Annotated in this window: 9 protein-coding genes; 8 read left to right on the top strand and 1 reads right to left on the bottom strand. The window is 67.4% G+C overall.

Annotated elements, in window-relative coordinates; genetic code table 11:
• Positions 1-314 precede the first annotated feature (314 nt).
• Positions 315-4,115 (bottom strand): GH92 family glycosyl hydrolase, encoded by a 3,801-nt coding sequence (locus AC3ETA_RS11690; RefSeq protein WP_432192772.1) that lies wholly within the window; start codon positions 4,113-4,115, stop codon positions 315-317.
• Between the two features lie 353 nt (positions 4,116-4,468).
• Between AC3ETA_RS11690 and ngcE the strand changes: the two genes are divergently transcribed.
• The 8 genes from ngcE to dxs all read left to right on the top strand — a co-directional run bounded on the left by ngcE (position 4,469) and on the right by dxs (position 14,934).
• On the top strand, positions 4,469-5,932 hold the full coding sequence (gene ngcE, locus AC3ETA_RS11685) for an N-acetylglucosamine/diacetylchitobiose ABC transporter substrate-binding protein (RefSeq protein WP_432192771.1): 1,464 nt from the start codon (positions 4,469-4,471) through the stop codon (positions 5,930-5,932).
• A gap of 58 nt (positions 5,933-5,990) precedes the next feature.
• Positions 5,991-6,917, top strand: coding sequence for a carbohydrate ABC transporter permease (locus AC3ETA_RS11680; protein ID WP_432192770.1), 927 nt, complete (start codon positions 5,991-5,993; stop codon positions 6,915-6,917).
• Between the two features lie 3 nt (positions 6,918-6,920).
• On the top strand, positions 6,921-7,844 hold the full coding sequence (locus AC3ETA_RS11675) for a carbohydrate ABC transporter permease (protein WP_432192769.1): 924 nt from the start codon (positions 6,921-6,923) through the stop codon (positions 7,842-7,844).
• Positions 7,845-8,061: 217 nt separating this feature from the next.
• Positions 8,062-9,261, top strand: coding sequence for an ROK family transcriptional regulator (locus AC3ETA_RS11670; protein ID WP_432192925.1), 1,200 nt, complete (start codon positions 8,062-8,064; stop codon positions 9,259-9,261).
• A 133-nt stretch (positions 9,262-9,394) separates the two neighbouring features.
• Positions 9,395-10,498, top strand: a complete 1,104-nt coding sequence (locus AC3ETA_RS11665) for a substrate-binding domain-containing protein (protein WP_432192924.1) — start codon at positions 9,395-9,397, stop codon at positions 10,496-10,498.
• A 196-nt stretch (positions 10,499-10,694) separates the two neighbouring features.
• Positions 10,695-11,486, top strand: a complete 792-nt coding sequence (locus tag AC3ETA_RS11660; protein WP_381465206.1) for an ATP-binding cassette domain-containing protein — start codon at positions 10,695-10,697, stop codon at positions 11,484-11,486.
• Entirely contained in the window at positions 11,483-12,775 is a 1,293-nt protein-coding gene (locus AC3ETA_RS11655; protein ID WP_432192768.1) for a sugar ABC transporter permease, read from the top strand. Before AC3ETA_RS11660 ends, AC3ETA_RS11655 begins: the two co-directional genes overlap by 4 nt.
• Before the next feature lie 230 nt (positions 12,776-13,005).
• Positions 13,006-14,934 (top strand): 1-deoxy-D-xylulose-5-phosphate synthase, encoded by a 1,929-nt coding sequence (dxs, locus tag AC3ETA_RS11650; RefSeq protein ID WP_432192767.1) that lies wholly within the window; start codon positions 13,006-13,008, stop codon positions 14,932-14,934.
• Positions 14,935-14,938 lie beyond the last annotated feature (4 nt).

Raw genomic sequence — 14,938 nt, 5'->3', positions numbered from 1 at the left:
GTGCGACAACGTTGTCCAGTGGTCTGCCGAATGACTCTACCGCTTCAACGGACAACGACGTCAAGCCAGTTGGGCATCATGTGACCCTCGGCAACCCGCGGGACCCGGCCGTTCCACTGCCCCATCCGGATGAGGGCCCCTCGTGCCCGCCTCGGAACGCGCCCTTCCGCGGTACCGGTGACTCACGCTACCGGGATGCAGTCGCAGTGCTCCGCCTTCTGGCCGGGGGTGATCTCGAAGGCCGTCGCCCGGCCCCGGGGACGCGTACGACGCGACCACCGGACCGGGCGACGGCTGAGTGCCGGCTTCGTGGTTCAGCTGAGCAGTTCCACCTCCGCCAGGGTCGCCTCACCGTCGAGGACCAGGCGGTACTTCCCGTACGTACCCGGTGACCCCACGGAGAACGCCCGTGTCTGCCGGTCCCAGGCGAAGGACTGACCGGAGCGCTCGTCGAGCGTCCGCCAGGTGGTGCCGTCCTTCGACGCCTGCAGCTTCCAGCCGGTCGGCGCCTTCGTCCGGTCCGACGGCGACGTCAGGGTGTACTGCACGGCCTTGGTGCCCTCGGACACCGGCAGGTCCACCGAGGTGACGCTCGCCTGGGTCGCCGAGGTGTTGTCGAACAGCGCCCCGTCGCCCTTCAGCGCGTCCGCCCGGGGCGTCGGCACCTTGTCGTCCTGGGCGATCGACACCGGCGCCGCGTTCTTGCCGGTGCCCCAGGTGGAGGGCCGCGACCCCATGTCGAACTTCAGCACGCCGCCCTTCGCGAGCAGCGAGTGCGGGAGCGCGGTCGACTTCCACGGCACGCCGTTGAACTTCACGCCCTGGACGTACACATTGCGGGCGCTGTTCTTCGGCGCCTTGACGACCAGCTTGCGGCCGTTCTCCAGATGGACCGTCGCCTTGGTGAACAGGGGCGAGCCGATGGCGTACTCGCCGCTGCCCATCACCAGCGGATAGAAGCCCAGCGCGGAGAACAGGTACCAGGCCGACTGCTCGCCGTTGTCCTCGTCGCCGTGGTAGCCCTGCCCGATCTCGCTGCCGACGTACAGGCGTGAGAGCACCTCACGGACGTTCTTCTGGGTCTTCCAGGGCTGACCCGCCGCGTTGTACATGTAGTTGGCGTGGTGGGCGACCTGGTTGGAGTGGCCGTACATGCCCATCCGGACGTCCCGCGCCTCCGTCATCTCGTGGATGACACCGCCGTAGGAGCCGACGAAGTCGGGCGAGGCCGTCTCCGGGGTGGCGAAGTACTCGTCGAGCTTGTCGGCGAGAGAGCTGCGGCCGCCGTAGAGGTTCGCGAGACCCCGGCTGTCCTGCGGGGCGGTGAAGGCGTAGCCCCAGCCGTTGGTCTCGGTGTAGTCGTAGCCCCACACGCGCGGGTCGTACTTCGAGGACTCGACGCGCCAGTCGCCCTTCGCGTCGCGGCCCTGGAAGAAGCCGGCCTTGGAGTCGAAGAGGTTGACGTAGTCCTGCGCGCGGTTGAGGAAGTACGCCGACTCCTCCTTGTACCGCTTCTCGCCCGTCTTCTTGTACAGGGCCTGGCCCATCTTCGCGATGCCGTAGTCGTTGAGGTAGCCCTCCAGCGCCCACGACAGACCCTCGTGCGTCTCGGTGTTCGTGTAGCCGAGGAAGGGCGAGGTCGCCATGCCCTTGCGGCCCACACCGGACGACGGGGGCACGACGGTCGCGTTCTTCACCGCCGCGTCGTACGCCGACTTCGCGTCGAAGTCGACGCCCTTGACGTAGGCGTCAGCGAAGGCGACGTCCGAGGACGTGCCGGTCATCAGGTCCGCGTAGCCGGGGGAGGACCAGCGGGAGGTCCAGCCGCCGTCCTTGTACTGCTGCACGAAGCCGTCGACCATCTCACCCGCCTGGCTCGGCGTGAGCAGCGAGTACGCGGGCCAGGTCGTCCGGTAGGTGTCCCAGAAGCCGTTGTTGACGTACACCTTGCCGTCGACGATCTTCGCACCGGTGTGCGTCGGGGTGTCCGGGTTCGGCATCGGCGAGAACGGCGAGGCGTACTGGTACTTCGAACCGACCTTCTCGAAGCCGGAGTTGGGGTACAGGTACAGCCGGTACAGGCTGGAGTACAGCGTGGTCAGCTGGTCCTGCGTCGCGCCCTCGACCTCGACCTTGCCGAGGATCTTGTCCCACTGGCGCTGGGCGCGCGACTTCACCGTCTCGAAGGAGGCGCCGTCGACCTCCTGGCGCAGGTTGTCCTTCGCCTGGTCGACGCTGATCAGCGAGGTGGCGAGGCGGAGCGTGACGGTCCGGTCGTCCCCGGCGTCGAAGCGCAGGTGGCCCTTCACCCCACTGGAGGAACCCTCGGTCACCGGCTTGTCGAAGGTGCCGTACACGAAGAGCCGGGTCGCGCCGGTCGAGAGCCCGGACTTCACGTCCGAGTAGCCGGTGACGACCCCGTTCTCCTTGTCGAGGGTCAGCCCCGCCTGGTCCGTGACGTTGTCGAAGAGGATGCTCGCGTCGTCACCCGGGTAGGTGAAGCGCAGCACCGCCGCGTGGTCGGTGGGCGCCATCTCGGCCTTCAGCCCGTTCTCGAACCGCACCCCGTAGTAGTACGGCCGCGCGGTCTCGTTCTCGTGCCGGAAGGCCAGCTCGCGTGCCTCACGCCCGGTGTCCGGGGTTCCCGGGGCGGCCGACGGCATCACCTGGAAGGTCTGCCGGTCACCCATCCAGGGGCTGGGCTCATGGCTGGCGCTGAACGCCTGGATCGTCGGCAGGTTGTCGGCGTTGTTCGAGCGGGCGTAGTCGTACAGCCAGCTCAGCGAGCCCGCGTTCGTCACCGGCGTCCAGAAGTTGAAGCCGTGCGGCACGGCCGTCGCCGGGAAGTTGTTGCCGCGCGAGAAACCGCCGCTGGAGAGGGTCCCGCGAGTGGTGAGCGCGTAGTCGGACAGGTGCGCCTTGGGCTTCTCGGGCGCCACCCGCCTCAGCGCGATGTCGTCCAGCCAGCCCCGGAACTTCGCCGGGCCCTTGGGGGAGTCGTAGGCCACAAGTATCCGGTCGACGGTCTTGCCCGCCGCGACCGACCCGATCCGCGAGACGACGTTGTTCCACTGGTTGACGTAGAGCACCTTGGCGGCGCCCTGCCCGCGCGGCGTCAGCGGGAAGCCGTGCTGGTCGGCGGCGCCGAGGTCGCTCAGATGGGTGCCGTCGGTGAAGGCGAGGTCGACGGAGACGTTCGTGGCGTCGTAGTCGAGGTCGCCGTCCGCCATCGACGGGAAGACGCGGTAGGACAGGCGGGTGTCGCGGCCCACGGCGACGTTCACGTCGTAGACCTTGTTGTACGAGTACGCCCGGCCGTCCGCGGTGTGCCGGCCGGCGTACCTGAGCGCCCGCTTGCCGGTGAAGCCGGCGCCGGCCTTCGCGGTCGGCGAGCCGCTCGGGCCGCGGTCGACCAGGGACAGCATGTCCTGCGGTATCGGTGTGTCGCCGCCGCCCGTGGAGAACTGGACGTCGGCGAGCTGGAGGATGCCGGAGGCGCCGTTGTTCTTGGTGACCTCCAGCCGGAAGTGCTGGTACTCGGCCGATTCCGCGAGATCGTACGTCTTGGTCTGGAACCGTTCGGAGAACGTCTCACCCGAGCGGGTGTCGACGGTCTTCCAGTCCTTGCCGTCCGAGGAGCCCTTCAGGGTCCAGTCCCGCGGGTCGCGCTCCGCGTAGTCATTGGCCGAGGTGAGTGCGTACTTGGCGATCTTCACCGGCTTGTCCAGGTCGAACTCGACCCACCCGGTGGTCTCGAAAACGAGCCACTTGCTGCTGGGCTCCCCGTCGACGAGGTTCTCCTTCACCTCACCGCCGCCGGAGTTCTCCCCGTTCGCCCGTACGTCCGTGACATGGTCGGTCACATTGCCCGGGATACCGCTGCTGTAGCCGCCGTCCACGCCGGAGGCGCGCTTCTTGCCGTCCGCGGTGGTGTCGACGGTGTTGAGCCAGTCGGGTGCCGGGTCGTCCGCCTCGAAGGACGACGCGAACTCCCGGTCCGCCGCGGCGGGCGCTTGGGGCAGGGCGACCGCCGCGCCCTGCGAGCCCACGGCCAAACAAAAGGCGGTCGCCGACACGACCGCCGTACCCCATCTGTGCCGAGCTCTCTGCTGCATAAGCCGGTACCCTCCCTGCGCACGGGACAACGTTGTCAATTCGCTGCGCAAGGATCAGTTGTGGCCCAAGTGCCAAGTATTGTCAAGGGTGTTGGCTGTGGCATTCGGGTCTTATGTCGCGGATTTTTCGGGCAAGCGGCGCACAGGCCCCTCATATTTCCGCGAGGTCTCAACTCGGAAAAGACCACCGGCGAACCTTGCATTCGATCTTGCTCCGCTGGCGGGAAGTGGACTATACCTGTCGGCACTTCGCATGATTCCGCACTTCCTGCACGACCCCAGCTTGACCCGATTGCGGTGCCGGCGGTGATCCGGTTCACCGCCTGAGTCCTGGAGAAGGCGAGGACTTGAGCATGGGATCCACTTCCGCCCAGCACCCCGAGAACAACGGCTCCGCACGCGTCGGACGTCGCGATCTGATCAAGCGGTCCGCCGCGCTCGGCCTGATCTCCGTACCCACGATGAGCTTCCTCTCCGCCTGTGCCAGCGGCGGGGGCGGCGGCAACGGGGACAAGGCCAAAGAAGGCAAGAAGACCGCGGAGAACCCGCTCGGCGTCAATGACACCGCGCAGATGGAGTTCGTGCTGTTCGACGGCGGTTTCGGCAAGGAGTACGCCGAGGACGCCGTCAAGATCTACGAGAAGAACTTCCCCGAGGTGACGGTCAAGTTCTCCGCCACCCAGAAGATCCAGTCCACCCTCCAGCCCCGTTTCAACCAGGGCACCCCGCCGGACCTCATCGACAACTCCGGCGCCGAGCAGATGGACATGGGTGTCCTGGTCGGCAAGGACCAGCTCGCCGACCTCACGCCACTGCTGGACGCCCCGTCGTACGACGACCCGAGCAAGAAGGTCCGCGACACGCTGCGCCCCGGCATCGTCGAGATGGGCCAGTTCGACGGCGAGAAGGTCTGGATCATGTACTACGCCTACACGGTGTACGGCGTCTGGTACTCGCAGAAGGCCCTGGACTCCCTCGACGAGCAGTACCCCGAGACCTGGGACCAGATGCTCGCGGTCTGCGAGAAGGCCAAGAAGAAGGGCATGGCGGGCTGGACGTACGCGGGCAAGTACCCGTACTACCTCCCCTTCTCGCTCTACCCGATGATCGGCAAGGTCGGCGGTGTCGAGGTCCTCGACGCCATCGACAACCTGGAGCCGAACGCCTGGAAGCACCCGGCGGTCAAGGCCTGCTTCGAGGCCTACTACGAGCTCTACAAGAAGGGCTACGTCCTCAAGGGCACCCCGGGCCTGGACCACATCCAGTCGCAGACCGCGTGGGCCCAGGGCAAGGCGCTGTTCATCCCGAACGGCTCCTGGGTGGAGAACGAGTCGGCGAACGTCATCCCGAAGGACTTCGACCTCGCCGTCTCCGCGCCGACCGGCATCGACTCCTCCGACAAGATGCCCTTCGGCACGATCTGGGCGTCCGGCGGTGAGCCCTTCATCGTCCCGGCCAAGGCGAAGAACACCGCGGGCGGCATGGAGCAGCTGCGCATCATGCTGAGCGAGGCCAGCTCCAAGAACTTCACCGGCAAGGTCAAGTCGCTCACCGCCTACAACGGCGGCACCGACGGCATCACGCTCACCCCTGGTCTGAAGTCCGGCGTCGCGGCGCTGGACAAGGCCGGCCAGAACGTGGTGAACCCGCGCCTGCAGGACTGGTACGTACAGCTCCAGAAGGAGAAGATCGGTGTCTCCGGTCTCGGCGAGATGATGGCCGGACGCCTCACCCCGGCCGAGGCCATCAAGAAGATCCAGGGCTTCGCCGACGAGGCGGCCAAGGACACGTCGATCAAGCACTACAAGCACCAGTAGGTCCCGTGAGGACCCGTCACCAGCGGCTGCACCCGCGCGCAGATCGGGGTCGATAGCAATGCAGCACGGCAAGTACAAGTTCATCGTGGGGTTCCTCGCGGTGCCCCTGGGGCTGTACGCGCTCTTCGTCGTCTGGCCGTTCATCCAGTCCATCTACTACTCGTTCACGGACTGGACCGGGCTGAGCCCGGAATTCAAGATGGTCGGCTTCGACAACTACGAGAGGATGCTCGACGACGACATCTTCTGGAAGTCGTTGCAGCACAGCCTGTTGTTCGCGTTGTTGCTGCCGCTGGTGACACTCGGGTTCGCGCTGTTCCTCGCCTTCATGATCAATGTGGGCGGCCGGCGCAGAAAGGGCGGCCCGGCCATCACCGGTGTCCGCGGGTCCTCGTTCTACAAGATCGTCTATTTCTTCCCGCAGGTGCTGTCGATCGCGATCGTCGCGCTGCTGTTCGCCTTCGCGTACAACCCGGACAGCGGAGCGATCAACTCGATCCTGCGCGGAATCGGACTCGACAGCGTCCAGCCGCTGTGGCTGGGCGACCCGAATCTCGCGCTGTGGGCCGTGATGGCGGTGATCGTCTGGTCCACGGTCGGCTTCTTCGTGGTCCTCTTCTCCGCAGGTATGGCCTCCATCCCGGCGGATCTGTACGAGGCCGCGCTGCTGGACGGGGCCGGCCGCGCCAGCACGTTCTTCCGGATCACCCTGCCGCTGCTGTGGGACACCGTGCAGTCCGGCTGGGTCTACATGGGCATCCTCGCCCTCGGCGCCGAGTCGTTCGCGGTCGTACACATCATGACGACCGGACCCGGCGGCCCGGACTACTCGACCACGGTCATGGTCCTGTACGTGTACCAGAAAGCGTTCCGTGACGGGCAGGCCGCCTACGCCACCACGATCGGTGTGGCCCTGCTCGTCGTCACGCTGGCCTTCGCCGCGGTCGTCATGCGGCTCGGGCGTCGCGAGCGGCTGGAGTTCTGAGAGATGAAGACGACCGAGACCACCGCTCCCGTACCGGCCGAGTCCGGGATGCCCATCACCAAGACCGGGGTGCCGGCGAAGACGCCGGCGAAGGAGAGGAAAGAGGGCACCGTCCTCAACGTCTTCTCCCACGGCGTTCTCGTGATCTGGGCGTTCATGGTCGCCATGCCGCTGCTGTGGGCGGTGATGACGTCCTTCAAGGACGACGCCTCGATCTTCGGCTCGCCCTGGTCGCTGCCGGACAAACTGCACTTCTCGAACTGGTCGCGGGCGTGGACCCAGGCCAACATGAGCGACTACTTCCTCAACACCGTCCTGGTGGTGGGAGGTTCGCTGATCGGCACCCTGGTGCTGGGTTCGATGGCGGCCTACGTCCTCGCCCGGTTCGACTTCCCGGGCAACCGCTTCATCTACTTCCTGTTCATCGGCGGCATGAGCTTCCCGATCATGCTCGCGCTGGTCCCGCTCTTCTACGTCGTGAACAACATGGGACTGCTGAACACGATCCACGGGCTGATCCTGGTCTACATCGCGTACTCGCTGCCGTTCACCGTGTTCTTCCTCACGGCGTTCTTCCGCACACTGCCGACATCGGTGGCCGAGGCGGCCTTCGTCGACGGTGCCTCGCACAGCCGTACGTTCTTCCAGATCATGCTTCCGATGGCCAAGCCGGGTCTGATCAGCGTGGGCATCTTCAACTTCCTGGGCCAGTGGAACCAGTACATGCTGCCCACGGTCCTCAACACCGATCCCGACAAGCGGGTCCTCACCCAGGGCCTGGTGCAGCTGGCCGTCAGCCAGGGCTACAAGGGCGACTGGTCCGGTCTCTTCGCCGGTCTGGTGATGGCGATGCTGCCGGTGCTCGCGGCCTACGTCATCTTCCAGCGCCAGGTGGTGGCGGGGCTGACGGCGGGAGCTCTGAAGTAGTCCGGGTCCGCGAGGTGACGTAAGTCGAACGTAGCGCTCCGAAACCGCCCGCGTGCACGCCGTTCCCGTCCCTGGGAGCGGCGTGCACAGGTGTGTGCACGTACCCGGATCCGGTTCAACCTCTTGACGGGAGGCAACCCGAACGGCTCAGCTTAGAGTTCACTAGTTGGACATGAACGGGGCCTCATCGATGCGGTCCCGCGCGCAGGAGGTCGTCGTGGAGACTCCGGGGTCGCAGTCGTCGCTGCACCGAGCCAATCTGGAGCGGGTCGTGCGGGCCGTACGGCTGGCCGGATCTCTCACCCAGGCGGAGATCGCGAGGACCACCGGTCTGTCCGCGGCCACGGTCTCCAATATCGTCCGTGAGCTCAAGGACGGCGGAACAGTCGAGGTCACACCCACCTCGGCGGGTGGCCGCCGGGCCCGCAGCGTCTCGCTGAGCGGGGACGCCGGCATCGTCATAGGGGTCGACTTCGGCCATACGCATTTGCGCGTCGCGGTCGGGAACCTCGCCCATCAGGTGCTGGCCGAGGAGTCCGAGCCGCTGGACGTGGACGCCTCCTCGACGCAAGGGTTCGACCGCGCCGAACAGCTGGTCAACCGGCTGATCGCGGCGACCGGCGTCGATCGGTCCAAGATCGCCGGGGTCGGTCTGGGTGTGCCCGGCCCGATCGACGTGGAGTCCGGCACCCTGGGCTCCACCGCAATCCTGCCGGGCTGGACCGGTACCAAGCCCGCCGAGGAGCTGCGCGACCGCCTCGGGGTGCCCGTGCACGTCGACAACGACGCCAACCTGGGTGCCCTCGGAGAGCTGGTCTGGGGCAGCGGGCGGGGCGTGCGCGACCTCGCGTACATCAAGGTCGCCAGCGGTGTCGGCGCCGGTCTGGTGATCAGCGGCAAGATCTACCGCGGCCCGGGCGGCACAGCGGGAGAAATCGGGCATATTACTCTGGATGAATCCGGTCCGGTCTGCCGCTGCGGAAACCGGGGCTGCCTGGAGACCTTCGCGGCCGCGCGCTATGTGCTCCCGCTCCTCCAGTCCAGCCACGGCACCGATCTGACCATGGAGGGCGTCGTACGGCTGGCCAGGGACGGAGACCCGGGCTGCCGTCGCGTGATCGCCGACGTCGGCCGTCACATCGGCAGTGGAGTCGCCAATCTCTGCAACCTCCTGAACCCGAGCCGCGTGGTCCTCGGCGGTGATCTCGCCGAGGCCGGCGAGCTGGTCCTCGGGCCCATCCGGGAGTCCGTCGGGCGCTACGCCATCCCCAGTGCGGCGCGCCAACTCTCGGTTCTTCCCGGGGCACTTGGCGGTCGCGCGGAGGTGCTCGGCGCACTCGCGCTGGCGCTCAGCGAGATGGGTGATTCAACCCTTTTGGACAGCACGCTGCACGCCGCTGCCCCTGCCTTCACTTAGAGAACGGATGGCACCGTTGCCAACCCGTTAAGGATTTACTTCTTGACGTCGCACGTGTGGCCGAGTTGACTTCCAGCCACCTCGGCCGCAAGGACGCGGCCTCGTCAGGGAGGTTTCTGAAGTGAACACGCGCATGCGTCGTGCCGCCGTTGCCATTGCCGCCGGTGCGATGGCCATCTCGCTGGCTGCCTGCGGCAGCGCCGAGGAAGCGGGCGGCGACAACGACTCCACCGCCTCCGCGGCCAAGGGCGACGACATCAAGGTCGGTCTCCTGCTCCCGGAGAACCAGACGGCCCGCTACGAGAAGTTCGACCGGCCCCTGATCGAGAAGAAGATCAAGGAGCTGACGAACGGCAAGGCCACGATCGACTACAACAACGCCAAGCAGGACGCGAACCTGCAGGCGCAGCAGGTCGACACCATGATCACCAACAAGGTGGACGTCCTGATCCTGGACGCCGTCGACGCCAAGGCGATCAAGAACTCGGTCCAGAAGGCCGTGGACGCAGGCATCAAGGTCGTCGCCTACGACCGCCTCGCCGAGGGCCCGATCAGCGCCTACACGTCCTTCGACAACGTGGCGGTCGGCAAGACCCAGGGCGAGGCCCTGCTGAAGGCCCTGGGCGACAAGGCCACCAAGGACTCCAAGATCGTCATGATCAACGGTTCGGTGACCGACCCCAACGCCGCCATGTTCAAGGAGGGCGCGCACTCCGCCCTTGACGGCAAGGTCACCATCGCCAAGGAGTACGACACCAAGGAGTGGAAGCCGGAGAACGCCAACTCCGAGATGGAAGCGGCGATCTCCGCGGTCGGCAAGAACAACATCGTCGGCGTCTACTCCGCCAACGACGGCATGGCCGGCGGTATCATCACCGCGCTCAAGGCCGCGGGCATCAACGTCCCGGTCACCGGTCAGGACGCCGAACTGGCCGCCGTACAGCGCATCGTCACCGGTGAGCAGTACATGAGCGTCTACAAGCCGTACGCCCCCGAGGCCGCCGCCGCCGCCGAGATGGCCGTCGCGCTCGCCCAGGGCAAGTCGCTCGACGCCATCGCCAAGGACAAGGTCGACAGCGGCAGCGAGACGGGCATCCCGGCGGTCCTCGTCCCCGTCACCTCGCTGACGAAGGACAACATCAACGACACCGTCATCAAGGACGGCGTCTACACGGCCGACGAGATCTGCACCGGCAAGTACAAGGCCGCCTGCGACAAGGCCGGCGTCACCGGCTGACGTGGCGGTACAGCAGCCCCAGGTCCCTTTCCAGGTGCGGGAATTCGTCCTTGAATTCCCGCACGGGACATGACTGCACAAGACTCCTCCGGCGCCCCGCGCATACGTCAGCCCCGCAAGCTCGGCGCGGGGCGCCGGACGGAACCCCCCAACTTTTCATTGCACAACCCTTCCGCCGGGTCAGGCGGCGAAGGAGATGGTTCACGTGTCCGCTACGCCCGTGCTGGCGTTGCGCGGGGTCTCCAAGCGGTTCGGTGCCGTTCAGGCGCTCACCGACGTAGAGCTTGAGGTCCACGCCGGTGAAGTGGTCGCCCTGGTCGGCGACAACGGCGCCGGAAAGTCCACGCTGGTCAAGACGATCGCCGGCGTGCACCCCATCGATGAGGGCGTCATCGAGTGGGACGGCAAGGCCGTCTCGATCAACCGGCCGCACGACGCCCAGAACCTGGGCATCGCGACGGTCTACCAGGACCTCGCGCTGTGCGACAACATCGACGTCGTCGGCAACCTCTTCCTGGGCCGCGAGCTGAAGAAGCGCGGCGTCCTGGACGAGGTCGAGATGGAGCGCCGCTCGCGCGAACTGCTCCAGACCCTGTCGATCCGCATCCCCAGCGTGCGTATCCCGATCGCCTCGCTCTCCGGCGGACAGCGCCAGACCGTGGCCATCGCCCGCTCCATGCTCGGCGAGCCCAAGCTGGTCATCCTCGACGAGCCCACCGCCGCCCTCGGTGTCGAGCAGACCGCCCAGGTCCTCGACCTGGTCGAGCGACTGCGCGAGCGCGGGCACGCCGTCATCCTCATCAGCCACAACATGGCCGACGTCAAGGCCGTCGCGGACAAGGTCGCCGTGCTGCGCCTGGGCCGCAACAACGGCGTCTTCGAGGTCAAGACGACCTCGCAGGAGGAGATCATCTCCGCCATCACCGGCGCCACCGAGAACGCCGTGACCCGCCGTGCGGCGCGCACGAACGGGGAGGTTTCCAAGTGAGCATCGACAAGACCTCCGCGACGGCGCAGGACCACGACGTACGCAACACCGAGGCCGCCGCGCACGCGGTGACCGCGGTCGACCCACGCCTGCTGGTGCAGGAGCAGGGCCTGGCCGGCTACGTCACCGAGTTCCGGCGCAAGCTGAAGGCCGGTGAGCTGGGCTCCCTGCCCGTCATCCTCGGCCTGGTCGCCATCTGCGTCATCTTCCAGAGCCTGAACTCCGCCTTCCTGTCCGCGCAGAACATCAGCGACATCACCGTCACGATGGTCGGCACGGGCATGATCTCCGTCGGCATCGTCTTCGTGCTGCTGCTCGGCGAGATCGACCTGTCCGTCGGCTCGGTCAGCGGCGCGGCCAGCGCCATCGCGGCCGTCCTCGCGGTGAACCAGGGCTGGTCCGAGTGGGCGGCCGTGCTCGTCGCCGTCGCGGCGGGTGCCGCCATCGGCGCGGCGCACGGCTTCTTCTTCGCGGTGCTGGGCGCCCCGGCGTTCGCCGTGACGCTGGCCGGTCTGCTGTTCTGGCTCGGCTTCATGCTCCAGACGCTGGGCGAGAACGGCACGATCAACCTCGACAGCGACGGCCTCATCGGCAAGCTGACGACGTACTTCTTCACGGACGTGGCGGCCGCGTACGGCCTCGCGGCCGTGGTCACCGCGGTGTTCTTCATCACCTCGTTCCTCGGCAACCGCCGTCGTGAGACCGCGGGCATCCCGTTCCGGCCGCTGAGCGACACCCTCCTGCGCACGGCGCTGCTGGGCATCGTCTCCTTCGCCGCGGCGGTCATGTACAACCAGTACAAGGGCCTGCCGCTGGCCACGGTGATCTTCCTGGTGTTCCTGGTCGCCACGGACTTCGTACTCCGGCGTACCTCGTACGGTCGCAAGGTCTTCGCTCTCGGCGGCAGCGTCGAGGCCTCGCGTCGTGCCGGTATCAACGTGACCGCGGTGCGTATCTCCGTGTTCGCGATCTCGGGTGGCTTCGCGGCCATCGGTGGTCTGTTCCTGGCCTCGAAGATCGCCTCCGCGAACCAGAGCGCCGGTACCGGTGACCTGCTGATGAACGCCATCGCGGCGGCCGTCATCGGTGGTACGTCCCTGTTCGGTGGACGTGGCCGTACGTGGAACGCGCTGCTCGGTGTGCTGGTGATCGTCTCGATCCAGTACGGCCTCCAACTGGAGTCCATCGCCGAGCCGGTGAAGTACATGATCACCGCCGGTGTTCTGCTGACGACCGTCGTGATCGACTCGATCACCCGGAAGACGCAGAAGACCGCGGGTCGCGCGTAGCGCGGGACGCAGTAGCGCCGCAGGGGCGTGGGTGAACTGGCGGGTGCCGGTCCGTAGTGGCCGGTCGCGCAGTTCCCCGCGCCCCTCTCGGCGTTGTGGCACGGGGTGTTACCGGGTAGAGCCGAATGCGTGATGTACGTCCCCGGGGCCGGGAACCTTCCGGCTGGGCGGAACATTAGACTCGACAAGTCCGGCAACAGCTCGAACAGCTCTACTGCAAGGAGGCACGGGTGCCGCTGCTGACCCGCATCACGGGACCGCGCGATCTGGACCGGCTCAGCCCTGAGCAGCTGGACCAGCTGGCCGAGGAGATCCGGACCTTCCTCGTCGAGGCGGTTTCCAAGACCGGCGGCCACCTCGGCCCCAACCTCGGTGTGGTGGAGCTGACCATCGCCCTGCACCGGGTCTTCGAGTCGCCGAAGGACAAGGTCCTCTGGGACACCGGACACCAGTCCTACGTCCACAAGCTGCTCACCGGCCGCCAGGACTTCAGCCGGCTGAAGATGAAGGGCGGCCTGTCGGGCTACCCCTCGCAGGCCGAGTCCGAGCACGACGTCATCGAGAACTCGCACGCCTCGACCGTCCTCGGCTGGGCCGACGGCCTCGCGAAAGCCAACCAGCTGAAAGAACGCGACGCCCATGTCGTCGCCGTCATCGGTGACGGCGCGCTGACCGGCGGCATGGCCTGGGAGGCGCTGAACAACATCGCCGAGGCCAAGGACCGCCCCCTCGTCATCGTCGTCAACGACAACGAGCGGTCGTACGCGCCGACCATCGGCGGCCTGGCGAACCACCTGGCGACGCTGCGCACCACCGACGGCTACGAGCGCTTCCTGACCCGCACCAAGGAGATCCTCGACCGCACCCCGGTCGTCGGCAAGCCCCTCTACGAGACCCTGCACGGGGCCAAGAAGGGACTGAAGGACTTCATCGCCCCGCAGGGCATGTTCGAGGACCTCGGCCTGAAGTACGTCGGCCCGATCGACGGACACGACATCGAGGCCCTGGAGTCCGCGCTGGCCCGCGCCAAGCGCTTCGGCGGCCCGGTCATCGTGCACTGCCTCACCGAGAAGGGCCGCGGCTACCAGCCCGCCCTCCAGGACGAGGCCGACCGCTTCCACGGCATCGGCCCCATCCACCCCGACACCGGCCTGCCGATCAAGGCCTCGGGCGCCGACTGGACGTCCGTGTTCGGCGACGAGATGGTCGAGCTGGGCAAGGAGCGCGACGACATCGTGGCGATCACCGCGGCGATGCTCCAGCCGGTCGGCCTGAAGAAGTTCGCGGACACCTTCCCGGACCGCATCTACGACGTCGGCATCGCCGAGCAGCACGGCGCCGTGTCGGCCGCCGGCCTCGCCCACGGCGGGGTGCACCCCGTCTTCGCCGTGTACGCCACCTTCCTCAACCGCGCCTTCGACCAGGTACTCATGGACGTGGCGCTGCACAAGTGCGGTGTCACCTTCGTGCTGGACCGCGCCGGCGTCACCGGCACCGACGGCGCCTCCCACAACGGCATGTGGGACATGTCGATCCTCCAGGTCGTCCCGGGCCTCAGGCTCGCCGCCCCGCGCGACGCCGACCAGGTCCGGGCACAGCTGCGCGAGGCCGTGAAGGTGAAGGACGCGCCGACCGTCGTCCGCTTCTCCAAGGGCGCCGTCGGCCCCGCCGTGCCCGCCGTGGGCCGGGTGGGCGGCATGGACGTCCTGCGCGAGCCCGGCACCGACACCCCGGACGTGCTGCTGGTCTCCGTGGGCGCGCTGGCGCCGATGTGCCTGGAGATCGCCGGTCTGCTCGACAAGCAGGGCATCACCACCACCGTCGTCGACCCGCGCTGGGTCAAGCCCGTCGACGAGGCCATGGCCCCGCTCGCCGAGCGCCACCGCGTCGTCGTCACCGTCGAGGACAACTCCCGCGTCGGCGGCGTCGGCTCAGCGGTCGCCCAAGCCCTGCGCGACGCGGGCGTGGACGTCCCGCTGCGCGACTTCGGCATCCCGCCGCGCTTCCTCGACCACGCCTCCCGCGGCGAGGTCCTGGCCGAGATCGGACTCACCGCCCCCGACATCGCCCGCCAGGTCACCGGTCTCGTCTCCAAGCTGGACGGCCGGTTCGGCCGTGAGGCAGCCGAGGTCGACTCGGTGGAACCCGCTCGCGACTGACCTC

The organism is Streptomyces sp. bgisy027 (assembly GCF_057710365.1).
This window is presented reverse-complemented; position numbering and strand designations above follow the sequence as displayed.

What these genes read in the sequence shown, in the direction of transcription:
- AC3ETA_RS11680 (WP_432192770.1), top strand. Translation starts at nt 5,991, where the DNA reads ATGCAGCACGGCAAGTACAAGTTCATCGTGGGGTTCCTCGCGGTGCCC.
- AC3ETA_RS11675 (WP_432192769.1), top strand. Translation starts at nt 6,921, where the DNA reads ATGAAGACGACCGAGACCACCGCTCCCGTACCGGCCGAGTCCGGGATG.
- ngcE (WP_432192771.1), top strand. Translation starts at nt 4,469, where the DNA reads ATGGGATCCACTTCCGCCCAGCACCCCGAGAACAACGGCTCCGCACGC.
- AC3ETA_RS11690 (WP_432192772.1), bottom strand. Translation starts at nt 4,115, where the DNA reads ATGCAGCAGAGAGCTCGGCACAGATGGGGTACGGCGGTCGTGTCGGCG.
- AC3ETA_RS11665 (WP_432192924.1), top strand. Translation starts at nt 9,395, where the DNA reads ATGCGTCGTGCCGCCGTTGCCATTGCCGCCGGTGCGATGGCCATCTCG.
- AC3ETA_RS11660 (WP_381465206.1), top strand. Translation starts at nt 10,695, where the DNA reads ATGGTTCACGTGTCCGCTACGCCCGTGCTGGCGTTGCGCGGGGTCTCC.